This is a genomic window from Pseudomonas sp. C9D1, assembly GCF_056491235.1.
In genome coordinates this window covers 51,279-74,807 of record NZ_JBSZIE010000002.1, presented here as the reverse complement: position 1 = coordinate 74,807, position 23,529 = coordinate 51,279, and the positions used below count along the sequence as shown (strand labels likewise).

Here is a 23,529-nt window from a genome sequence, read left to right as displayed (position 1 = left end):
CGCCATGAGCACCCTTGAATCCCTCGATGGCAGCCGCCGCCTGGCCCTGGACAGCGCGCTGACCATCTACACCGCCGCCGACACCAAGCTGCTGCTGGCCAACGCCCTGCAAGGGGCCGTGGACCTGCACCTGGACCTCAGCGCCATCGAGGAAGTGGATTGCGCCGGCCTGCAGCTGCTGCTGGCGGCCTGCCAGGAAGCCCGCCGCCAGCACGTCCACCTCAGCCTCGAAGGGGCCAGCCCGGCCATGACCGAGATCCTGCAACTGAGTGGCCTGCATGACCTGCTCCCCATCGGAGGGCTGCATTGATGAACCTCGACAGCGTGATCGGCACCTTCATCGCCGAAAGCCGGGAGCTGCTGCAGCAGATGGAAGACGCCCTGCTGCAGATCGAGCAATCGCCGGACGATCCCGAACTGATCAACGCCATCTTCCGCGCCGCCCACACCATCAAGGGCTCCTCCGGGCTGTTCGGCTTCGACTCCATCGTCGCCTTCACCCACGTGGCCGAAAGCGTGCTGGACCGCGTCCGTGCCGGCGAGCTGCCGTTCGGTGCCGACCTCAGCGCCCTGATGCTGCTGGTGGGCGACCACCTGGCCGGCCTGGTGGACCACCTCGCCGAGGGCCGCGACCTGGCCGAGCTGCCGGAGGTCATGGGCATCCACGAAGCCAAACTGGTGCAACGCCTCAGCCAGTACCTGAACGGCACCCCGGCCGCCGCTACCGAAGCGCCCTCCGAATGCGCAGCCGCGCCCAGCGAAGGCGTCGCCAGCCAGCACTGGCACCTGTCCCTGCGCTTCGGTGCCGACAGCCTGCGCGATGGCATGGACCCGGTCTCATTCCTGCGCTACCTGGCGACCTTCGGCGACCTGCTGCACATCGAGCCGGTGCTCGATCACCTGCCCAGCTTCGACGCCCTCGACCCCGAAGCCTGCTACCTGGGCCTGGAAGTGGCCTTCACCACCGAAGCCGACCAGGCGGTGATCGAAGGCGCCTTCGACTTCGTCCGCGAAGAGGGCCGCATCCGCATCCTGCCGCCCGGCGCCCCCTTCGCCCGCTACGCCGAGCTGCTGGCCGAACAGACCGACGAAGGCGACGCCCAGCGCCAGCGCCTGCTGCGTTGCGGCACCCTGAGCGAGGCCGAACTGGCCAGCCTCGATACCCCGCCGGCCAACGACGCCCAGGCCGTTTCCAGCCCCGAGGCACCGGCCGCCGCCGAACCGGGCGAGACCGCCGCAGTCGGCAAGGCCCTCAAGGAAACCGCCCGCGCCAGCGGCGAGGCCAACCTGATCCGCGTCGATGCCGGCAAGCTGGACCAACTGATCAACCTGGTGGGCGAGCTGATCATCGCCGGCGCCAACACCCGCATGCTCGCCCAGGGCTGCGGCCTGGTGAACATGAGCGAGTCCGCCGAGACCCTCTCGCGCCTGGTGGAGGAAGTCCGCGACTCCGCCCTGACCCTGCGCATGGTGCAGATCGGCGCCACCTTCAACCGCTTCCAGCGGGTGGTGCGCGACGTCTCCAAGGAGCTGGGCAAGGACATCGTCCTGCACATCAGCGGCGGCGACACCGAGCTGGACAAGACGGTGGTGGAGAAGATCGGTGATCCCCTCACCCACCTGGTACGCAACGCCATGGACCACGGCATCGAGCCGGCCGAGCAGCGTCGCGCCAGCGGCAAGCCACTGCAGGGCGTGGTGCGCCTGAACGCCTACCACGAAGCCGGCGGCATCGTCATCGAAGTGAGCGACGACGGCGGCGGCCTCAACCCCGAGAGAATCCTCGCCAAGGCCGTACAGCGCGGCCTGGTCACCGAAGGCCAGCAGCTCTCGGACAAGGACACCTTCAACCTGATCTTCGAGCCCGGCTTCTCCACCGCCGAGCAGATCAGCAACCTCTCCGGCCGCGGTGTCGGCATGGACGTGGTCAAGCGCAACATCACCGCCCTGCGCGGCACGGTGGAGCTGGACAGCCGACTGGGCGCCGGCACCTGCGTGCGCATCCGCCTGCCGCTGACCCTGGCCATCATCGACGGTTTCCTGATCGGCGTCGGCAGCTCCAGCTACGTGGTGCCCCTGGACATGGTGGAGGAATGCATCGAGCTGCCCAGCAGCGACCTGGACGACCTCGACCAGCTGGACCTGCGCGGCGACGTGCTGCCCTTCATCCGCCTGCGCAACCTGTTCGAGGAAGCCAGCCCGCGCCCGCGCCGGGAGAACGTGGTGGTGGTCAGCTACGCCGGGGTCCGCGCCGGCCTGGTGGTGGACCAGCTCCACGGCGAATTCCAGACCGTGATCAAGCCGCTGGGCAAGGTGTTCGGCCAGGTGCCGTCGCTCTCCGGCTTCACCATCCTCGGCAGCGGCGCGGTGGCGCTGATCCTCGACATCCCCGGCCTGCTCGCCCAGTTCGCGCAGCCTGGCCGCCCTGGCGTCAACGGCGCCGCCCTCAGCCAACGGAGTAGCCTGCAATGAGTACCGCCAGCCTGCCCCTGCCGGAATTCGTCGACGACGAGCAACGCCAGTACCTGACCTTCCGGGTCGGCCGCGACCTGTTCGGCGTCGCCACCCGCTACGTGCGGGAGATCCTCGAGTTCCACGCCATCACCCAGGTGCCGATGATGCCGCCGCTGGTGCGCGGGGTTATCAACCTGCGCGGCGCCGTGGTGCCGATCATCGACCTCGCCGAGCGCTTCGGCCTCGGCAGCACCGAACTGGGTGCACGCACCTGCATCGTCATCGTCGAGCTGCAGGACGGTGACGAGGCCCAGCTGATGGGCGCCCTGGTGGACGCCGTCACCGCCGTCGCCGAGATCGAGCCGCGCGCCCTGCGCCAGGCCCCCGCCTTCGGCAGCCGCGTGCCCCCGGAATACATCGAAGACCTCGCCCGTGTGGACGAACGCTTCCTCACCCTGCTGCGCATGGAGCAGGTGCTGAACGTCGACCAGATCGCCGCGCTGGCTGGCCAGCGCAACACCCCCCGACTGTCCCTCGTCTGATTGCGCAGACGCGCACAGGAGTCCTGAAAATGACCATCAGCAAGAAAATGATCCTCCTGGTGATGTCCGCCCTGCTCGGCATCCTCCTGCTCGCCGGGGTGTCCTACCAGCAAATGAACCAGGTCTACACCGCCGCCAACTTCGCCAACGAGAACTCGGTGCCATCACTGACGGCCTTGAACAAGATGCGCAACGCCGTCAACGCGCTGATCCAGCATGTCTACAGCCACATCCTGACGACCGATGACAAAGCCATGGCGGAGATCGAGGTCACCATAAAAGCCAACCGGGCTGATATTCAGGCAGCCATGGGCGACTACGAGAAAACGATAGTGGATGATGCGGACCAGCAACTCCTCGACGCTGATCGGAAGGCCATCACTGAACTCCTGCAAGCCTCGGATGAGGCGCTGAAGCTGTCTCGCGCCAATCAGAATGAGCAGGCCCGTGATGCCATGCTCCAGTTGCAGGAATCCCACGTCGAGACGCTGCGCCAGGCTCTTAACAAGCACCTCGATTACAACATCAAGATGGCCACCGACGGTGGGCTGCACGCAGAAGCCACCCGCCAGCAGGCCACGCTGATCTCCCTGCTGCTGTCTGCCATCACCTTGCTGGTAGTCGGTCTGCTGGGTGGCCTGATCACCCGCAACCTGCTGCGCCAGCTGGGCGGCGAACCGGCCTACGCCGTGGACGTGGTCAGCCGCATCGCCGCCGGCGACCTGACTGCCACCGTCGAGACCAAGCCCGGCGACACCGGCAGCATGCTGGCGGCCATCAAGACCATGGTGGAGAAGCTCAGCCAGATCATCGGCGAGGTGCGCAGCAACGCCGACTCGCTGACCAGCGCCTCGGAGCAGATTTCCGCCACCGCCCAGAGCATGAGCCAGGGCACCTCGGAACAGGCTGCCTCGGTGGAGGAAACCAGTGCTTCGATGGAGCAGATGTCCGCCTCCATCGCGCAGAACACCGAGAACGCCAAGGTCACCGACGGCATGGCCAGCAAGGCTGCCCGTGAAGCCGACGAAGGCGGCCAGGCCGTGCGCGACACCGTGGCGGCCATGAAGACCATCGCCGAGAAGATCGGCATCGTCGACGACATCGCTTACCAGACCAACCTGCTGGCCCTCAACGCCGCCATCGAGGCCGCCCGCGCCGGCGAGCACGGCAAGGGCTTCGCGGTGGTGGCCGCCGAGGTGCGCAAGCTGGCCGAACGCAGCCAGGTGGCCGCTCTGGAGATCAGCGAAGTGGCCAAGAGCAGCGTCTCCCTGGCCGAGCGGGCCGGCACCCTGCTGGACCAGATGGTGCCCTCCATCGCCAAGACCTCCGACCTGGTGCAGGAGATCGCCGCCGCCTCGGAAGAACAGACCTCCGGCGTCGGCCAGATCAACACCGCGATGAACCAGCTCAGCGAGATCACCCAGCAGTCCGCCTCCTCCGCCGAGGAGCTGGCCGCCACCGCCGAGGAGATGAGCGGCCAGGCCGAGCAACTGCAGCAGCTGATGGACTTCTTCAAGGTCGCCAGCGCCGGCAAGGCCGGCCGTGATGCCAGTGCCAAGGGCAAGGCCGGTGCGGCCCGCAAGGCCTCCCTCAGGGTGGTGGAGGACCGTGACGAGGCCTTCGACGACGCAGTGCCGGCCGGCTTCGTCCGCTTCCAGCACTGACCCGACCTTTCGATACCGTGACCGGGGCACCTGCCGGTGCCCCCAGGAGCGAAGCATGTCCAGCGTCTTCAGCCGCCCCGGCGACGCCGCCCAGCCGGATGCGCCCCAGCAGTACCTGACCTTCACCCTGGCCGACGAAGTGTTCGCCGTCGGCACCCGCAGCGTGCGCGAGATCATCGAGTACGGCCACCTGACCCCGGTGCCGATGATGCCGCCCTGCGTGCTGGGGGTGATCAACCTGCGCGGTGGCGTGGTGCCGATCATGGACCTGCGCCAGCGCCTCGGCGCCGGGAACACCGCCATCAGCCGGCGCAGTTGCATCGTCATCCTGGAGGTGGAACGCGACGACCTGCGCCAGGTGATGGGCATCCTCGTCGAGGCGGTCAACGCCGTGGTCGAGATCGGCACACAGGACATCGAACCGGCCCCCCGCTTCGGCGCCCGCATCCGCACCGACTTCATCCACGGCATGGCCAAGCTCGACGGCCGCCTGGTGGTGCTGCTGGACATCGGCCAGGTGCTGTCCCTGGACGACCTGCAGCGCCTGGCCGAGGTCGGCACCACCGCCGACCTGCAACAGTCGGCCTGACCGGGAGCCCACCATGACCGATCTCAGCCTCTCCAACCGCGAGTTCCAGCAGTTCCGCGGGATGATCCACGAGATCGCCGGCATCGCCATGTCGGAAGCCAAGCGCCAGCTCATCGCCGGCCGGCTCAGCAAGCGCCTGCGCCATTTCGGCCTGGGCTGCTACGGCGACTACTACCAGTTGCTGATGAAGGACAAGAGTGAGTTGCAGATCGCCGTCGACCTGCTGACCACCAACGAGACCTACTTCTTCCGCGAGCCCAAGCACTTCGAATTCCTGCGCGAGAAGCTGGGCACCGAGCTGCGCAGCGGCAGCGGCCCGCTGCGCATCTGGAGTGCCGCCTGCTCCAGCGGCGAGGAGCCCTACACCCTGGCCCTGCTGCTGGCTGACGCCGTCGCCGCCCGCCCCTGGGAGATCCTCGCCTCGGACATCAGCACCCGCATCCTCGACAAGGCCCGCGCCGGGCTCTACCCGCTGGAAGACGCCGAAGGCATCCCCGGTAACCTGCGCCAGCGCTTCTGCCTGCGGGGAACCGGGCGCAACGAAGGGCTGTTCACCCTGGACCCGGCCCTCAAGCGCCGCGTGCAGTTCCGCCAGATCAACCTCAACAACGCGCTGCCGGACGTGGGCGTGTTCGACGTGATCTTCCTGCGCAACGTGATGATCTACTTCGATGCCGACACCAAGCGCCAGGTGGTGCAGCGCCTCTGCGCACGCCTGCGCCCGGGCGGCTATTTCCTGGTCAGTCATTCGGAAAGCCTCAATGGCATCAGCGACGAGCTGCAATCGGTGCGCCCGTCGATCTACCGGAGGCCCCATGCGTAAGCCCCAGGGCGTCATCGAGGTGTTCCTGCAGCCGGGCGAGTTGTATTTCGGCGACCGCTACACCCGCTTGCGCACCCTGCTGGGCTCCTGCGTCTCCATCGTGCTCTGGCACCGCGAGGCGCTGCTAGGGGGCATGTGCCACTACATGCTGCCCACCTGCCGCCACCCGGGCCGCGAACCGGACGGGCGCTACGCCGACGAAGCCTTGCACCAGCTGCTGCAGGAGATCCGCGACAGCGGCACCCGCGCCACGGACTACCGGGTCAGCCTGTTCGGCGGTGGCAACATGTTCGGCAGCCGCGAGCGCCGGCACATCGGCCACAAGAACGTCGAGGCCGGCCTGGCCCTGCTGGCCGCCCACGGGCTCGCCTGCCACGCCCGCCACGTCGGCGGCGAGGGCTACCGCAACCTGATCTTCGACGTGTGGAGCGGCAACGTCGCGCTCCGCCACCCCAACCCGCAACAACTTGCCAGTCGGCGCTACGAGGCCTGCTCGCCATGAACAAGATCAAGGTGATGATCGTCGACGACTCCGCCGTCGTTCGGCAGGTACTGACCGGCAGCCTGTCCGGCCACAGTGGCATCGAGGTGATCGGTGCCGCCGCCGACCCGCTGTTCGCCCTGGAGCGGATGAACCGCAACTGGCCTGACGTGATCGTGCTGGACGTGGAGATGCCGCGCATGGACGGCATCTCCTTCCTGAAGAAGCTGATGGTGGAGCGACCCACGCCAGTGGTGATCTGCTCGACCCTGACCGAGAAAGGCGCGGCCACCACCATGGAGGCCCTGGCCGCCGGTGCCGTGGCCATCGTCACCAAGCCCCAGGGCAACCTGCGCCAGTTCCTCATCGAGGCCACCGAGGAGCTGGTGGGGGCCATCAAGGCCGCGTCACAGGCGCGCCTCAAGCGCTTGCCCGGCGCCCCCGCGTCCGCCACGCCGGCCGTGGCGCCCAAGCTCAGCGCCGACGCCATCCTGCCGGCCGGCGGGCCGGCCGCCATGACCCGCACCACCGAGCGCATCGTCGCCCTGGGCACCTCCACCGGCGGCACCCAGGCCCTGGAATACGTGCTCACCGCCCTGCCCCGGGTCTGCCCGGGGATCGTCATCGTCCAGCACATGCCGGAAAAATTCACCGCTGCCTTCGCCGCACGGCTGGACGGCCTCTGCCAGATCGAGGTGCGCGAGGCGCGCCACGGCGACCGGGTGATTCCCGGCCGCGCGCTGATTGCCCCCGGTGGCCGCCACATGCTGCTCAAGCGCAACGGCGCGCAATACGTGGTGGACATCGTCGACGGGCCGCCGGTGTCCCGCCACAAGCCCTCGGTGGATGTGCTATTCCGCTCCACGGCCCGCGCCGCCGGCGCCAACGCCACCGGCATCATCATGACCGGCATGGGCGATGACGGTGCCCGAGGCCTGCGGGAAATGTACGAAGCCGGCGCCTACACTTTGGGGCAGGACGAGGCCACCTGCGTGGTCTACGGCATGCCCAAGGAAGCCCGCAAGCTGGACGCGGTGCGACGTGAAATCCCCCTGGAGCAGATCCCGGCCCAGATTTTGAGGGGCGACCGCCCCTGAGTTCGTGGCCCGGCGATGCGCAGTCGGCGACTTCCCCACTCCGTCGCCGGTGCCGCTGGGCCCTTTTGAATCCGGGTGTGCGTGTAGCCCCCCACACGCCCGACGCCACCTTGGAGCGACGTGAAATGATCCTGTTCAGTGCAGCCCTGAAAAACGAACTGGCCAGGTGCCAGGATGAACTGGCCACGGCACGCGCCCTGCGCGACGCGCTGGACCGCTCCCAGGCCATCATCGAGTTCCTGCCCGACGGCACCATCGTCGCGGCCAACGACAACTTCCTGCGCACCATGGGCTACCGCCTGGACGAGATCTCCGGCCGGCACCACCGCCTGTTCTGCGAACCTACGCTGGCCGACAGCGCCGAATACCGGCGCTTCTGGCAGCGACTGGCCCAGGGCGAATTCATCCGCGAGCGTTTCCTGCGGCTGGACAAGCAGGGGCACGATGTGTGGCTGGAGGCCACCTACAACCCGGTACGCGACGCCAGCGGGCGGGTCACCAAGGTGATCAAGCTGGCCACCGACATCAGCGCCAACCTCATGCACGAACATGAGGAGGACGCGATCATCAATGCCCTCAACCGCTCCATGGCGGTCATCGAATTCAACCCGGCCGGCGAGGTGGTCGCCGCCAACGAGAACTTCCTCGCGGTGACGGGCTACCGCACGCAGGATGTCGTCGGCAAGCACCATCGGATCTTCTGTTCGAGGGAGGAAGCCGGCAACCCCGGCTACCAGCAGTTCTGGCAGCGCCTGAACCGGGGCGAGTACGTCAGCGGTCGCTTCGAACGGCGTAACAGCCACGGTGGCGTCATCTGGCTGGAGGCCAGCTACAACCCGGTCTTCGACACCCGCGGCAAGCTGTACAAGATCGTCAAGTTCGCCTCCGACATCACCACCGAGGTGCTCGAGCAGCAGGCCGAGTCCGAAGCGGCCCACGTGGCGTACGAGACCGCTCAGCAGACCGACGCCGAGGCCCAGGGTGGCGCAGAAGTGGTCAATCGCACCGTGGCGCTGGTCCAGGGCATCGCCGGGGAGCTGAACCATGCCGCCGAGCGCATCGGCGCCGTGAGCCAGCAGTCCGACGTAATCAACAGCATCGTGCAGTCCATCCGTGGCATCGCCGACCAGACCAACCTGCTGGCCCTCAACGCCGCCATCGAAGCGGCGCGCGCCGGTGAGCAAGGCCGTGGCTTCGCGGTGGTGGCGGACGAGGTGCGCAACCTCGCGGCACGCACCGCACGGGCCACCGAGGAGATAGTCGAAGTGGTCAAGCGCAACCATGAGCTGGCCCAGGAAGCCGTCGGCAGCATGCGCGAGAGCTGCGAGAAGGTGGACCAGGGTGTACGCCTGGCCAACGAGGCGGGCCGGGCCATCCAGAGCATCCAGGAGGGGGCCCAGCGGGTCGTGGACACCATCCAGCGCTTCACCCGCACGCTACGGGGCCACTGAGCAGGCCCGAGCCACCCGGCACGGTCCAGGGGCCACCCGGCGGCACGCAGCATCGCTCTCGGGTACGAGGTGAAAACAGGAAGGGTTGTCGCTGGAAGGCAATCACCCGCCCGGACGGGCGGGTGATGCAGGCGGCGGGCTGGAGGGGCCTGCCGAGGGGTCAGGCCTTGGAGGCGCAGCTGGCCGGGGCCCAGTCACCCATGTCGGGGCTGTTGCACACATCGCTGACCATGGTCTGGCCACGGCTGGCGACTTTCTGGCTTTCGGCGCGCTTGGCTTCGGCCTGTTGCAGGGTGCGCTCGGTGCTCACCGCTTCCTTCGGCACGGCCTTGGCAGTGGCGGTGGTCTTCTTCGGCGGCGTGGTGGTCTTGGACGTGGTGGTCTTGGTGTTGGTCTTGGTCGTGGTCTTGGTGGTAGCCGGGGTGACCGGCGTCTCGGCGGCGACGACCTGGCTCACGTCCTTGCGCTCGACACCGACGGTCTGCAGGTCTTTCTCGTAGGCCTGGGTGTAGGTGTTGATGTTCTCGCCGGCACGGCCGTCGACGGCCGCCATCAGGGCGTTGGTTTCGTTCAGCCCGCTGACGATCTCGGCCAGGCGCAGGCGGCCTTCGGTCTCGCTCACGGTCTTGGCCTTGCGCGAGGCCTGCAGCGAGGCGAACTCGCGCTGGTAGCAGTTCTGCGCGGCGCTGGCGTACTGGATGCTGCGGTCGATCTCGCCGCTGCTGCGATCGATGTCGCTGGCGTAGGAGGCAATGCGCGCGTTGTCGTCGGCGATCTGCTGCTGACGGGCGCTGTAGTAACCCGCTGCGCCGCCTACCAGGGCACCGCCCGCTGCGCCGATCAGCGCGTTGCGGCCGGCGTGGTCACCGCCGGAAAGGCCGCCCGCCAGGGCGCCGATCACGCCGCCGGCGATGGCACCGGTGGCGACCGACTGGGTCATCGCCTGGTCGGAGGCACGCAGCTGGCTGACCGGCTGGTAGCACTGCGGGTAGTACTCGGCCTTGGTGCTGGCCGCGACCTTGGAGCTGGGGGAGCCCATACCGGCGCAGCCGGTGAGCAGCACGCTGGTGCAGGTGACGGCGGTGAACAGTGCGGTGCGTACTGCGGAAAATGCGGGAATGTTACGTGGGGTTGCCATGGTCGATGCTCTCGTTCTTGAGTGTGTCTAACAAGCCGCTGAGAAGCTATCTGCGTTGCCATCGCAGCGTTGAAAACAGTCTCGAAATGCTCATCTACAGCTCGTAGACTCCGCTTTCTCACCTGCTTTCGCCTTGCGCTGGCGGCCTCGCTTACGCTTCTCAGTGGCTTGCCAATCCATTAAGGCTTCACGGAAGCCACCTAAAACGCCGTCCTTGTAGCGTGGCCTCAGGGGCCGAGCAGTTCTTTCAGAATCGCTTCCCGGGTCCGCCCTGCGCTGCTGACGATACTCGCCCACATGCTTGACGAAAAGCGTGGCGCGCGTCACGAGACTCTTGCCCAGCACCGGGTTGCGGTTGAGTTCTTCCTTGGTCCGCTGGAACTGCGCCTGGATCACCGCATCGGTATAGCGAGTACCGGTCGCCAGGTTGTCAATATAGATCGCCACGGCGCCGTCGAGTGCCGTTTACCGTTGGCCATCGCACTCTCGTAGAGCTTGACCGAGGCTTCGTCCTTGGCGGTCTTCGCCTGGTCACGGCTCTTCTTCAGGTTGGTCAGGCGGATGTTGTAGTTGTTGATGGTCTCGGCCACCAGGGCGGCAGACTGGATCAGGTTGCCCGCAGCCTCTTCGCGCTGCTTGGCGATCAGCGAAATGTTGCGCTTGAGCTCCTCGTTGACCAGCGCCAGGCGCCCTTGCAACTCGGTGTCGGTGCTGCCGGCGATGATGCTGTCGAGCAGTTGGGTCGGGTCCTGGTCGTCGGCGATCTCATCGGTGAGCGAGGAGGCGCGGCCCTCGGCCTTCCATTGTTCGAACAGGTCCTTGTAGCGCGAGCGCGGCGCCGACAGCGCGCCGATGGCGACGCGGAAGCCGGTGGTCTCGTTCTGCTGCTCAGTGCCGTCGGCGGCGAACAGCGGGTACTCGCGGCGCATGCCGGTGAACAGGGTCATCTCCCCTTCCAGGTAGTTGCCGCCCTTGACCACGAAGCCGCCGTAGGTGCCCTGCCGACGCCCGGCATGCACCAGCTGGAAGGACTCCTGGACCATCTCGGCGGCGTTGCCGATGACATCGAACAGGCCGATGGGGTTGGGCTTCTTCAAGCCGATGGGCAGCAGGCGCGCGGCCTGGCCGGTGCCACCGGCGACCTGGTTGTACACCGCCCAGTCGCCCAGCGGGCCGTCACCCTCGGCGCCTTCCTGCTTGCGTGGGAACAGCCGTGCTTCCAGCTCCTGGCGGCTCACCGCATGGGCGCCACGGGCGGCGAACTCCCATTCCACTTCGGTGGGCAGGCGCACGAAACCGACTCCGCCGTCCTCGGCCTTGCTGCCACGCCCGCTGATGGGCAGCAGGTCGCGGTGGTTCTTCAGCAGCCAGGCGCTGTACACGGCGCCGAAGCGCTCGGCCTCGAAGCGCGACAGCTTGACCTTGGGCAGGCGCGAAGCCATGCCCGCCGGTGCAGGCTCGCAGGCCGGCGCCTCACCCTGGCCGGCCAGGGAGGCCGCCTGGGCCATCACCAGGTCGTACTGGCGCTGGGTCACCTCGTACTTGCCGACGAAGTACAGCATCGGCTTCAGCGGCGTGCCCTTCTCCGGCTTCGGCAGGCTGCCGCCGAGCTTGGCCTGCCAGTCCTTGGACAGGTCGGACAGGGTGAACTGGCCGTTGATGAAGTCGCGGCGGTAACCGGAGATGAACGACTGCTGGTAGCCGGTCTCGCTCTCGCTGAAGGGGTAGCCGAGGCTCACTTCACGGTCGTCCAGGGTGCCCTTGGCCAGCACGTAGACGTAGCGGAAGACCATCTCGCCATCGCAGGGCAGCGGCAGGCTGACGTCGTCCGGCAGCGGCTTGGGGTTGTACAGCGGGTCCGGGTCGGCGTGCGCCGAGGCCACCGCCAGGGACAGTGAGAATGCGACTGTCAGCAACTTAAACATCACGTAATCCTTCCGAAGCTTCGATTCGGGCCGCACGCCAGCCACCGGTGGCCGCAGCCAATGCGCTGCAGGCCAGGGTCGCCAGCAACGCCAGCAGGTAATGGGAGAACAGCAGGCGGCAGGCGGATTCGCCCGCCGCCGACTGGAACAATTGGTTGAGCCCGGTCTCGGCGGCGAGGTACAGCACGCCCGCCAGGGCCAGGCTGAAGGTGCCGGTGTAGAGCGCCTGCAGCACCACGAAGCCGACCAGTGCGGCGGTGGAGAAGCCCAGCAGGCGCAGCGACCGAGAGTTCGCGGCGCTTGCGCTCCACCGCTGCCAGGGTGCTGGCGGCCATGGCGGCGAAGGCACCGGCCAGGGCCAGCCCGGCGATGATCCAGAACACCAGGGTGAGGTTGCGGCTCAATGAACGCACCTGGGCGATGGCTTCGGCCTGGGTGGCGACTTCCTGGTCGTGTTCGGCGAAGTGCAGGCGCAGGGTCTCCACGGCATCGAGGTCGCGGGCATAGAGGCGGAAGCCGGGGTAGACCCGCGCCCGTGTGCCGGCGGCTTCGCGGCCCGGCCAGCCGAAGCGCTCCACGGCCAGGCCGTCGCGGTAGTCCTCCACCGCTTCCAGCAGGTCCAGGCGGGCGAACAGGGCCTGGCGCTGGAAGACCTCCAGGGGCAGCACCGCCTTCACCTTCACGCGGGTGCGCTGGTATTCGGGCGTGCCGGAAACCGAGCGGCCGAAGGCAGCGGTGAGTTCGTCGCCCACCTTCACGCCCAGGCGCTCGGCGGCGCGCTGGCTGAGCACCACCTCGCCGCTGCCCGGGGCAGCTGCTCGGCTGGCACCAGCGGGTCGCCTTCGGCGGTGGGCACCATCTCCACGGTCAGTGGCTGGCTGCCGCCGTCGGCGTGCAGGTCGACGGTGGCGGCGATCTGCCGGGTACGCGGCACCACGAAGGCCACTTCGGGGCGCGCGGCCAGCGCGGCGATGCTGTCGAGGTTGTAGCGGGCACCGCCCAGGGGGATCACCTCGCGCACGGCGGGGTCGCGCTCCAGGCGTTCGGTCAGGGTACTGACCAGGCCGTGCTTGAGGCCGAAGAGCACCAGCAGCGGAGCCACCACGGCCACCAGCGCGAGCACCGCACAGGCCGAGAGCCGCGCCTCGTTGCGGTAGTCGTGCCAGGCCAGCGTGGCGAGCAGCCCCTTGCGCATCAGCCGGCCTCCGCCAGGGTGGCGGTGACGCCGCCGTCGACGCCGCGTTGCAGCGCCAGGGGCAAGGGGGTCAAACCGGCGCGGGCAGCCAGGGCTTGGTCGTGGGTCGCCACCACCAGGCACAGGTCATGGGCGCGGGCCTGCTCCACCAGCAGCTGCATCACCCGCTCGGCGTTGATGGGGTCGAGGGACGCGGTGGGCTCGTCGGCCAGCAGCAGGCGCGGGCGGTGGGCCAGGGCACGGGCGATGCCGACACGCTGGCGTTGCCCCACCGAGAGCGCCGAGGGGCGCTTGCCGAGCTGGTCGGCGATTTCCAGGTGGGTCGCCAGGTGGCGCACCGTGTCGTCGTCGGGCATGCCCAGCAACGCGCGGGACAGGCCGATATTGCCGGCCACATCGAGATAACCCAGCAGGCCGCCGGTCTGCAGCACGTAGCCGATGCCGCGACCGCGCAGGGCCGCCAGTTCGTCGTTGCGACCCTGCCGCCAGAGCGCGGTGACATCGCGCACGCGCCCGTCCAGCTCACACTCCATCACCCCGCCGGCATCCGGCGAGAGGATCAGTGCGAGCAGGTCGAGCACCGTGCTCTTGCCACTGCCGCTGGGGCCGACCAGGGCCAGGCGTTGCCCGGCGCGCAGGTCCAGCCTGGGGATTTCCAGGCTGTAGCGCTGGGCGCCCTGCCCCCGCGTCTTGCGCAGGTCGCGAAGCCTGAGCATCAGGGCAGCGTCGACAGCGGCACGCGGTAGAGGGCGTCACCGGGCGCCGCGTCGCCGAAGCGCACCCAGTTGGCGGTGTCGTTGTGGAAGGTTTCGTAGAGGCGGATCTTCGAGTCCAGCTCGTCGATGAAGTCCTCCTGCTCGGCCACCGACAGCGACAGCCACAGATCCTGGTTCATGTTCAGCGACTTGCTGCGGTACGGCAGCCCTTCCAGGTACTCGCCGAGGATGCCGCTCTGCGCCAGGTTGCTGCCACGGGCCAGTTTCGAGGGGTCGCGGGCCATGTGTGCACTGGCGCTGGCGATCTCCTGGAAGAAGTCCTTGGGCGAGCTCTGGGTGCGGCGCGCGGCGTCGACGATCACCTTCAGCGACTGCTGCAGGTCGTTGAGCTGCAGCTTGGTCAGCAGCACGCAGACCTGGAAGGCCGGCAGCTGCGGGTTGGTCAGGTCGCGGTCGGAGGTCCAGGCGGTCACCAGCTGCGGCGCACGGGCCTGGGACTTGTGGCCGAGGAAGTCCATGTGCATGGCGTAGCCGATGGCGGCGGTCTTGGCGGCGATGCTGTTGCCCGCCACCGGCGCCTCCAGCGGTGCGTCGCTGCGCACCTTGTGCACCAGGTCGGCGAAGACGCTGCCGATCTCGCCGATGCTGTCGCCGAACTTCTTCACGTCGCCGCCGGCCACCGGGATGTACAGGTCACCGATCTGCGGGTTGGCATCGGCGGTGAGGCTGCGGTACTGCTGCTCGGCGAAGCCGTGGTTCTTCTTGCCGGCGTCGGTCTTCAGGTGCAGGGCGTAGATCTTGATCTGCTTGCGCAGCGCCGCCTCGCGCACCTCGGCCTCGTTCATCTGGGTACGGCCCAGGGGGTCGTTCTTGCGGATCGCGCCGGCATCGCTGACCAGCAGGATCAGGCGCCCGCCGTAGCCGCTCCAGTCCATGCCGTCGACCGCTTCCATGACACCGGCGAAGGCATCCTCGTTGAAGTCGTGGCTGGAGACGTTGGTGGCCTTGACCTGTTGCGCCAGTTGCAGGAACTGGTCCGGATTGCGTCCCTCGTCCAGGCTCACCAGGGTCTTGGCGGTGTACTCCAGGCCCGGCGTCTTGTCGGTGTTGCTGCGGAAACCGACCATGCCGAAGCTGACGCTGTCCAGCTCGCCCCGGGCGGCGATCTGGTTGTGCAGCTCGTGCACCACATCGCGCACGCGGTCGATGTAGGGCTGCATGGACACCGAGGTGTCCACCACCAGCACGATGGCGGTACGGAAGGCATCGGTCTTCGCCGCCGGCGCGCTGCCCTCGCCCTTCACCTGGGGCGTGTCGCCCGGGTCGATGGAGGCGACGTTGAGCAGCTGCACCGGCTGGCCGCTGGCGTCGAAGCTCTCGCGGGAATCGAAGATCGGCAGCAGGTAGAACTGGTCCTGGGGGATGGCGCTGGCGGCCGGCTCGATGGCGACGATCTCCGGGTCGCTGCTGTCGCCGAACTGGGCCTGGTGCACGGCGTTGCGTGCCTTGTTGGAATCGGCGAGGAACAGCTCGACCTGCTCCGGGTCACGCAGGAACATCACCGGCGAGCGGCCGGAACGTTCGGTGAACTTCAGCACCAGGCTCTGCTTCCAGTCGCTGAGCTTGTCCAGGGGCAGCCAGCCATCGCGGTGGCCATCGCTGGAGGCGCCCACTTCCACCCAGGGCGTGCCGCCCACGACCTTGCGCGCGTACACGTAGAACACCGAGAACGCCGGCACCGGCGCACCGTCGGCCTGGGCGCCGGCGGCGCTGGCAAAGCGCGCACCGGGCTTGCTCAGCACGCGTTCGAAGAGGGTTTTCTTGCCGGCCATGATCAACGGCCGGCTGCCGCCGTCCTGGTTGCCCACGGGCTTGGCGTCAGTGCTGGAACCGCTGTCTGCCGGCTTGTCGCCTTCGCCGCCGGTGGTGCCGCTGGCACCGCCATCGACCTGGCCACCGTCGACCTGGGCCGTGTCAGGCTTGGCCGGCGACTGGTTCAGCCACCAGTAGGCACCGCCGCCGATACCGGCGAGGCCGAGCACGGCCAGGCCGGCGGCGGCGATCAGCGGTGCGCGGTTGGGGCCGCTGGAGGGCTGGGCGGCAGCGGCGCTGAGTTCGGTGTCCAGCACCGAGGCGCGCTTGCCCTTCTTGGGCGGCGTGGCCGGGGGTGTCGCCGGTGGCGGCACCTGGGTCGGCGGTGCGGGGGCGTCGAGGGGCGGCATGGTTACCGAGACCGGGGTCAGCCCGGTCATGCCGCTGCCGGTCTGCGCGGCGGGCGGCGTCGGCGGCAGGCCGAGGGGGCGGAACTGGGTGGCGCCGTCGTCGTCCGCCGGGGCCGCTGCGGGCAGCGTCGGCAGGCGGTCGAGGGCGGCGATCAGCGCGGCGGCGTCCGGGTAGCGGTCCTTGGGGTCCTTGGCCAACAGGCGGGTGAGGATCTCCTGGTAGCGACCCTGGGCGATGGGCAGCTCCGGCAGCGGCTCGGTGAGGTGCGCCAGGGCGGTGGACAGCGAGTCGGAGCCGACATAGGGCAGCTTGCCGGTGAGGATTTCATAGAGCACCACGCCCAGGGCGTAGAGGTCGGCGCGGCCGTCGATTTCCAGGCCGCGCGCCTGCTCGGGGCTCATGTAGCTGGGGGTGCCGACGGCGAAGCCGGCCTGGGTGAACTGGGTGCGGTCGTCCAGCGCCTTGGCGATGCCGAAGTCCGAGAGCACCGCGCCGCCGTCGGCGCGGAACAGGATGTTGGCCGGCTTGACGTCACGGTGCACCAGGCCCTGGGCGTGGGCATAGCCCAGCGCGGAGGCGATCTGGCGCAGCCAGACCAGGCCCTGCTCGGGGCTGAGGCCGGCGTTGATGCGCTCCTTCAGCGTGCCGTTGGGCAGGTACTCCATGGCCATGTAGTACAGGCTGCCGACGTTGCCGATGTCGTGGATGGTGACGGTGTGCGGATGCGACAGCCGCGCCAGGGTCTTGCCCTCGCGCAGGAAGCGTTCGCAGAAGCTGGCGTCGGCGGCGAGCGCCGCGGCCATCACCTTCAGCGCGACCTTGCGCTCCAGCGAACGCTGGGTGGCCAGGTAGACCACGGCCATCGCGCCGTCGCCCAGCTCGCGCTCGATTTCATACCCCGGAATTTCTATGTCCATGCTGGTCTTTTTTTCTTTTTCAGGATGCTTTGACGACTACCGCCGTGATGTTGTCCGGCGCGCCCCGGGTCAAGCCCAGATGCACCAGGCTGCGGACCACCTGATAGGGGTCCTCGTGGCCCAGCACTTCACACAGTTCGTGGTCTTCGGCGGTCTTGTTCAGACCGTCGCTGCACAGCAGGAAGCTGTCGCCGGGCAGCACCACGAACCTCGTTTCTTCCACGTCCAGGTCATCCTGAACCCCCACCGCACGGGTGACGATGTTGGCCATGGGATGCACCTTCGCCTCGGCCTCGCTGAGCAGGTGGCTGTCCACCAGTTCCTGCACGTAGCTGTGGTCGCGGCTGATGGGTTCCAGCTTGCCCTCGCGCAGGCGATAAAGGCGGCTGTCACCGGCCCACAGGCAGGTGCCCTCGCTGCCCCGCGCGGCCAGCAGCACCACCGTGCTGCCCATGGTGCTCACCCCGCGATGCTGGGTCTCCGCGCGAACCAGGGTGTTGACGTGTATCAGCGCCGCGCGCAAGGCGTCGACATAGGCATCGAGCCCGTCGCCGTATTGCACGCCGCGAAGGGTATCGACGATCAGGTTGCTGACGTAGTCACCGGCGGCGTGGCCGCCCATGCCGTCGGCGACCACCCAGAGGCCGTTGTCGCCGGCATCCAGGCAGGCGTCTTCATTGACCTGGCGGACCATGCCGACGTGGCTGTGGCTGGCCGGAGCGGTATTGCGCAACCGGAGGCAATGGCATCACAGGCTCCCGAAATCGATCTGCCCGATGCCGGCGGGCTGCTCTACGGCGCCCTCGCCCACCAGGAAGCGGCTGAAATACCGCGTCGGCGGCAAGCCCGCGAATCTCACCAGCTCGGCCGCGACACGCTCTGAACCATGCCCCCACCAGAAACTGCAGCCGTCGCTGGCGATCTGCGCCAGTACCGCCTGTCGCGACTCGCCGCCCTGCACCGCGTAACGCAACGCCCCCACCTCGCTGAGCCGCGCGTCATGGCGCGTGGTCACCAGTGGGAGCGAGCCCTGCACCCCGGCTTCGAAGGCGTCGAAATCCGCCTCCGGCTCCAGGTGTACAGCAGCAAGGCTTCGGCGCGGTCGAACCAGTCATCGGCGCCACCGACGATGGCACCGAGGTTGGTGCGCTCGTCCAGCAGCACGGCGATGGCCAGCGGGAAGTAGCGGCCGACCCGGTCGATGCTGGGCATCACCACGCCGACCACGGCGTCCCCGCCCAGCAGGTTGGGCGCGATCGCGAACCGCCACAGGGGGCTGACCAGGTAGGCATCCAGCCAGGCAGCGCCCAGCTCGGCCTGGCTCTGCGCCATGCCGGCGGCCAGCCATTGGTCCCAGGCCTCGATGAAGGCCGGCGGCAGGCCGCGATGGATGAAGTCGCCGCGGCCAGCGAGCTTGCCGTAGAAGCCCGCCGTCGTCATAGGCGCTCCGGCAGGCCGAAGCCGCTGACCACACGGCTGCGGAACGGGTTGAAGGCACTGCTGGCGCGCAGCTCGCTGGAGATGCTGGCGTTGTCCACGCGCATGCGCAGGGTGAAGCGGTCCGGCGCGTTGCCTTGGGTCAGGTCCGACTGATCGAGCAGGCGGAACCAGGCCCAGGGGCCTTCCATGGTGATGGCCGAACGGCCGCTGGAGGACGGCGGCGAGATGGTCAGGCGCACCACACCCAGGCTGTTGGGGCTCGGCCACTGCATGGCCACCGGCCGGCTGGGGCCGTGGTCATAGCTGAACTGCTGGCCGTCCAGGTCGAGTTGGAACTGGTCGATGGCGGCATCCATGGCCACCGCCTTCAGCTCGAAGCGCACCATGGGCGTGGTGTTGCCGGAACGGAAGAAGGCGTCGCGGATCTGCGCGGCACGCTGGAAGGTGCCCAGCACGCCGGAGCCGATGCCGAGCTTCTCCGCCGCGCCCGGCTGCCAGCGCCAGGTGGTGGCGGAGGTGTCGACGTAGGGCTGCAGGTATTTGCGGAAGTAGCTGTCCATAACCCCGCCGACGCCGAAGAAGGCGCCGAAGTCGTCCAGGGTGGCATCGCGGGTGCTGTTGCGATCCAGCGGGTAGCGGCCGGCCAGGGACTGGCGGTAGACGTTGACCACTTCGGCCGTCCAGGCGGCGTTCAGCTGGTTGCGGATGCCGCCCATCATGGTGCTGGTGGTGGCGCTGACCACGGACTTGACCAGCCCCTGGACCAGCGGCGGCTGGCGCTCGGCACCGAGGCTGACGCGCTGGGCGGCGGCCTGGGCCTGGTTCTTCGCTTCACCCAGCAGGGCGTCGCCGCTGGCACCGCTCATGGCGCTGATCTGCACGTAGAGGGCGTTCATGTCCGCCAGCAGGCCCGTCGATGGCCGCCGGTTCGTTGTCGTTCTTGGCCACCAGGCTGTTGAGCTCGGCGAAGTGCGCGGTGATCGGGTCCTCGCTCGGCGCCTGCTGCTGTTGCGGGGCGTCGTCGCCCTGCCCCACCAGGGAGCCGAGGCGATCCTTGAGCTTGCCGACGGTGTCGCTGGTGCCCTTGAGCTTCTCGGCGGCCAGGCGTTCTTCCTTCTGCAGGTCGGTCTCCTTGGCCACCGCTTCGAGCAGCTTCTTCAGCGGCGACTGCGGGCCGGAGAGCACGCGCAGCACGTCGGCGGCCTGGGCGGTGCTGGTGATGGCGACGAAGTCGATATCGGCCAGCAGTGCATCCCATTGGCGCAGGTAGTCCTGGAAGTACAGCTGGCGCACTTCCAGGGCCAGGCTGGCGGCGTCCTGGGTGTCGTCCATGGTGCGGCCGAGTACCCATTGCTCCTCGGCCAGGGTGCCGGACTGGCTCAGGCTGGAGACCATGAACACTTCGCGGTAGCCACGCTGGGTAAAGAAGCCCGACAGCGGGTCGTTGAGCAGCTTGCCGCTCTTCGCGAGAACACCAGGGCGGCGTCGCGGCCGGCGGCTTCGCTGATGCGGAAGTCCGGCAGGCCCTGGGGCAGCTTCTGGCGTTTGACGCGGTCGTACACGCGCTGAGCGATGGACAGCTGCTGCAGCTGGCGACGGGTGTCCTGCACCAGGTTGTCGTCCAGGCGCACGGCCGGCGGCGCACGGTCGTAGAGTGCGGCCAGGTGCTCGTTGAGCGCCTGGCGCTGTTCGGGCACCAGGTCGCGCGGCAGGCTGCGATCCCAGTCCAGCGCCACCCAGGCCTTGATGAAGTCGCCGTCGTAGTGTTCCGGGTCGGCGAGCATCAGGTAGGCCTTCAGGCCCTCGTAGAGGAAGTCCGAGGAGCCGCCGCTGCGCAGCTGCTCTTCGATGCGGGCCATGACCCGCGGCGCCATCACCGCGATCAGCAGCTTGCGGTACACGCTGGCGCCTTCGGCACCGAGCATGTCGCCCTGGTAGAGGCCGTAGCCTTCCGCCCAGCTCGGCGCATCGCCGGACACGTTGCGGATGGCATTGAGCAGCGGCAGCACCGCGAGCACGTCGCGTTGTGCCGGGCTGAGGCCCTGGAGTTCACCGTGCAGCGGTTTGACCCGGCCGTCGACGGCGGCGATGTAGCTGCGGTTGGCACTGAAGCTGGCGAACCAGATGGCGGCGATGCCCAGGACCAGGATCGCCGTCGCGGCGAGCACGCCACGGGCCATCCATTTGCGCTGGCGCTCGACCTTGGGGTTGGCCCCCACCAGGCCGCGCTCGCCGAAGGCCACTTCGCGGAACAGGCGCTCGATGAAGTAGCTGCGCCCGGTGCCGGTCTGGCGGGCCAGGTGCTGGCGGTCGAGGTTCATGCTCTGCGCCATGGCGCCGATCAGGCGGTCGATGGGGCTGCCTTCCTGGGTGCCGCTGGTGAAGTAGACGCCACGCAGCAGCGCGCGCTCTTCATAGGGGTTGGGCTTGAACACGCCGTCGAGGAAGGTGGACAGCGCATCGCGCAGGGCCGCGAACTGCTGCGGGAAACCGTAGATCAGGTCGCGCCGCGCGGGGTCGCGTTCCTGTTGCAGGCGCTCCACCAGGCGCTCGTTGAGGCGCTGCTCGAGCAGGGCGAACTCGTTGCCGAACACCGACAGCGGGCCTTCGGCGCTCTTGCCGTCGTCGAGGGCGAAGGTCATGCCCCAGACCTGGGCGCGGTCTTCCTTGCTCAGCGAGTCGAAGAACTCCATGAAGCCCGGCACCAGGTCGAGCTTGGTGAGCATCACGTAGATGGGGAAGCGCACGCCGAGCTGAGCGTAGAGCTCCTGCACCCGGGCGCGGATGGCGCGGGCGTGGGCGGCACGCTCGGTTTCGCTGCCCAGCAGCAGGTCGGACAGGCTGATGGCCACGAAGGCACCGTCGATGGGGCGGCGCTTGCGCTGGTTCTTCAGCAGGTCGAGGAAGCCCAGCCAGGCAGCCTTGTCCACCTGGGCGTGGCTGTCCTGGGTGGTGTAGCGGCCGGCGGTGTCGAGCAGCACGGCTTCGTCGGTGAACCACCAATCGCAGTTACGGGTGCCGCCGACGCCACGGATGGCACCGCTGCCCATCTGCTCGGCAAGGGGGAAGTTGAGGCCGGAGTTGACCAGCGCGGTGGTCTTGCCCGAACCCGGCGGGCCGATGATCACGTACCAGGGCAGCTCGTAGAGGTTGCGCCGCTCGCTACCGCCGAGCTTGGCGCGCTTGAGCAGGACCAGGGCTTCGTCCATGCGCTGCTTGAGGGTGGCCAGCTCTTCGCTGGTGGCCACGCTGGCGGCATCCGGTGCCACGGCGACCAGGCCCTGCATCACCTTGGCGGCGTTGCGACGGGCCTGGATGATGCGCAGCACGCGCCAGCCGATCCACACCGCGAACAGCAGGCCGATGAGCACCCAGCGCACGGTGGCCGAAGCCAGGGGCTCGACGTCGCCGATGGCGATCAGCGGGCCGACGAACCAGATCACCAGGCTGAGGGCGATCAGGCCCAGCACCGGTATCACCCAGCGGGCGAGGAAACTGAAAAACGCCTTCACTCGACGCCCTCCGCAAAGACTGTGATCTCCACCCCGACGGTTGCGCGAACGGCCGTCGGCGGTGTCATTGGATGCGACCGGCTCGGTGTCGCTGCGACCCTCGGCGCGGAAGCGCTCGGGTTGGCCGCTCTTGGCCGCGAGCACGTCCATCACCTGCTGGGCGCGGTCCTGGGACAGCTTCCAGTTGGACGGGTAGCGCAGCGTGGCGATGGGCCGGTTGTCGCTGTGGCCGGTGACCAGCACATTGCCCTTCACCTTGCGGATCGCCTCGGCGATGCGCAGCAGCAGGGGCTGGAAGTCGTCGGCGATGGTGGCGCTGCCGGAGGCGAACAGCTGGTCGCCACGAATGGTCACCACCGAACGGTCGACGGCGTCTTCCACCGCGACCTTCTGCTGGCGGATCTCCTCGGCGAGGAAGCCGGCCAGGCGCGGGCGCTCGACGATCTTCGGCTGTTGCGGCGGGCGGTCGATGGTCTGCACCGGGACGTCGCCCAGGGCATGCAGGTTCTTGAACACCGGCTCGGCTTCGGCGGCCAGCTTCAGGCGCATGCCGAACAGCAGCGCCAGGAGCAGCGCGGCACCGATGGCCACAGCCACCCAGGGCGGCAGGAACTGGCGCAGGCGATCACGCGCCACCACCAGGCCGCGCCAGTGCGGCGACAGCTCGCGTTCGATCTCGCCGTGGGTGCTGCGGATGGTGCCGGCCACGCGCTCGCGCAGGGCGTCGAGCTGGCTACGGCCATCGTTCATCACCCGGTAGCGGCCTTCGAAACCGAGGCTGATGCACAGGTACAGGAGCTCCAGCAGGTTGAGGCGCTGGCGCGGGTTCTGCAGGCAATGGTCGAGCAGCTGGAAGACCTTCTCGCCACCCCAGGCTTCGTTGTGCAGGGTGATCAGCAGGCTCTGCTTGCTCCAGTCGCTGCCGCTGCCCCAGGGGGTGCTGAGCACGGCTTCGTCCAGCGCGGTGCAGAGCACGTAGCGGCTGAGCATGACCTCGTCCTGGGCGATGCCGGCGGCACGGGCCTTCTCTTCGAACTGGCGCAGGTAGCCCAGCAGTTGCGCGCGCAGGCTGGCGGGCATCGGGTGGGCGATGGTGTTGCGCAGGCGGGTGAGCAAGGCCAGCATCGGCCCGGCGGCGGCTTCCAGGGGGTTGAGGCCCTGGCCGCGCGCGGTGAGCATCGGGCCGGTGGGCGCCGGACCGACAGGCGGCGGCGTGGGCGCGTCGTAGCGCGGCGCGGCCGGGTCCGGGGCACGGCCACCGGGGCGCGGCATGATCATGGTGCGGTCGTTGTTGCCGTTACCGTTGCCGCCGCTGCCACCACCGGCGGGCGGCCCGCCGAAGGGATCGTCGATTGGATGCAT

Annotated in this window: 13 protein-coding genes and 6 pseudogenes; 10 read left to right on the top strand and 9 right to left on the bottom strand. The window is 68.5% G+C overall.

Annotation, left to right across the window (positions count from 1 at the left end):
- Positions 1-4 precede the first annotated feature (4 nt).
- From ACXI0U_RS08715 to ACXI0U_RS08670, 10 genes and pseudogenes are all read left to right on the top strand, one after another.
- Positions 5-310, top strand: coding sequence for an STAS domain-containing protein (locus ACXI0U_RS08715; protein ID WP_021217484.1), 306 nt, complete (start codon positions 5-7; stop codon positions 308-310).
- Positions 310-2,472: a chemotaxis protein CheA gene (locus ACXI0U_RS08710; protein WP_479550053.1), complete on the top strand. Its 2,163-nt coding sequence runs from the start codon at positions 310-312 to the stop codon at positions 2,470-2,472. Before ACXI0U_RS08715 ends, ACXI0U_RS08710 begins: the two co-directional genes overlap by 1 nt.
- On the top strand, positions 2,469-2,996 hold the full coding sequence (locus tag ACXI0U_RS08705; RefSeq protein ID WP_350448661.1) for a chemotaxis protein CheW: 528 nt from the start codon (positions 2,469-2,471) through the stop codon (positions 2,994-2,996). Before ACXI0U_RS08710 ends, ACXI0U_RS08705 begins: the two co-directional genes overlap by 4 nt.
- A 29-nt stretch (positions 2,997-3,025) precedes the next feature.
- Entirely contained in the window at positions 3,026-4,660 is a 1,635-nt protein-coding gene (locus tag ACXI0U_RS08700) for a methyl-accepting chemotaxis protein (RefSeq protein WP_479550052.1), read from the top strand.
- 55 nt (positions 4,661-4,715) lie between these two features.
- Positions 4,716-5,249, top strand: a complete 534-nt coding sequence (locus tag ACXI0U_RS08695) for a chemotaxis protein CheW (RefSeq protein ID WP_431484476.1) — start codon at positions 4,716-4,718, stop codon at positions 5,247-5,249.
- Between the two features lie 13 nt (positions 5,250-5,262).
- Positions 5,263-6,072, top strand: coding sequence for a CheR family methyltransferase (locus tag ACXI0U_RS08690; RefSeq protein ID WP_021217489.1), 810 nt, complete (start codon positions 5,263-5,265; stop codon positions 6,070-6,072).
- A complete protein-coding gene (locus tag ACXI0U_RS08685; protein ID WP_111264215.1) occupies positions 6,065-6,574 on the top strand; it encodes a chemotaxis protein CheD in 510 nt (169 codons plus the stop codon). The genes ACXI0U_RS08690 and ACXI0U_RS08685 overlap by 8 nt, the downstream gene beginning before the upstream one ends.
- Complete coding sequence (locus ACXI0U_RS08680) at positions 6,571-7,650, top strand: protein-glutamate methylesterase/protein-glutamine glutaminase (RefSeq protein ID WP_021217491.1); 1,080 nt, start codon at positions 6,571-6,573, stop codon at positions 7,648-7,650. The genes ACXI0U_RS08685 and ACXI0U_RS08680 overlap by 4 nt, the downstream gene beginning before the upstream one ends.
- A 125-nt stretch (positions 7,651-7,775) precedes the next feature.
- Positions 7,776-8,555: pseudogene (locus ACXI0U_RS08675) on the top strand (PAS domain-containing protein); the annotation flags it as partial.
- Positions 8,553-9,101: a methyl-accepting chemotaxis protein gene (locus tag ACXI0U_RS08670; protein WP_374981908.1), complete on the top strand. Its 549-nt coding sequence runs from the start codon at positions 8,553-8,555 to the stop codon at positions 9,099-9,101. The pseudogene ACXI0U_RS08675 and the gene ACXI0U_RS08670, both read left to right, overlap by 3 nt.
- A gap of 160 nt (positions 9,102-9,261) precedes the next feature.
- Here the strand turns inward: ACXI0U_RS08670 and tagQ are convergent, their stop codons facing one another.
- The 9 genes and pseudogenes from tagQ to ACXI0U_RS08625 all read right to left on the bottom strand — a co-directional run bounded on the left by tagQ (position 9,262) and on the right by ACXI0U_RS08625 (position 23,529).
- Positions 9,262-10,239, bottom strand: coding sequence for a type VI secretion system-associated lipoprotein TagQ (gene tagQ, locus ACXI0U_RS08665; RefSeq protein WP_021217493.1), 978 nt, complete (start codon positions 10,237-10,239; stop codon positions 9,262-9,264).
- A gap of 227 nt (positions 10,240-10,466) precedes the next feature.
- Positions 10,467-12,164, bottom strand: a pseudogene (locus tag ACXI0U_RS08660) (formylglycine-generating enzyme family protein).
- Positions 12,157-13,359: pseudogene (locus ACXI0U_RS08655) on the bottom strand (FtsX-like permease family protein). Before ACXI0U_RS08655 ends, ACXI0U_RS08660 begins: the two co-directional pseudogenes overlap by 8 nt.
- Positions 13,359-14,075 carry an ABC transporter ATP-binding protein gene (locus tag ACXI0U_RS08650; RefSeq protein ID WP_184490496.1) on the bottom strand — a complete coding sequence of 239 codons (717 nt, stop codon included), beginning with the start codon at positions 14,073-14,075 and terminating at the stop codon, positions 13,359-13,361. Before ACXI0U_RS08650 ends, ACXI0U_RS08655 begins: the two are co-directional and overlap by 1 nt.
- Positions 14,075-17,215 (bottom strand): serine/threonine-protein kinase, encoded by a 3,141-nt coding sequence (locus ACXI0U_RS08645; RefSeq protein WP_479550051.1) that lies wholly within the window; start codon positions 17,213-17,215, stop codon positions 14,075-14,077. The genes ACXI0U_RS08650 and ACXI0U_RS08645 overlap by 1 nt, the downstream gene beginning before the upstream one ends.
- Positions 17,216-17,234: 19 nt before the next feature.
- A complete protein-coding gene (locus ACXI0U_RS08640; RefSeq protein WP_479551088.1) occupies positions 17,235-17,909 on the bottom strand; it encodes a PP2C family protein-serine/threonine phosphatase in 675 nt (224 codons plus the stop codon).
- Positions 17,910-17,963: 54 nt separating this feature from the next.
- Positions 17,964-18,655: pseudogene (gene tagF, locus ACXI0U_RS08635) on the bottom strand (type VI secretion system-associated protein TagF).
- Positions 18,652-22,167: pseudogene (tssM, locus tag ACXI0U_RS08630) on the bottom strand (type VI secretion system membrane subunit TssM). The pseudogenes tagF and tssM overlap by 4 nt, the downstream one beginning before the upstream one ends.
- Positions 22,164-23,529: pseudogene (locus ACXI0U_RS08625) on the bottom strand (DotU family type VI secretion system protein). Before ACXI0U_RS08625 ends, tssM begins: the two co-directional pseudogenes overlap by 4 nt.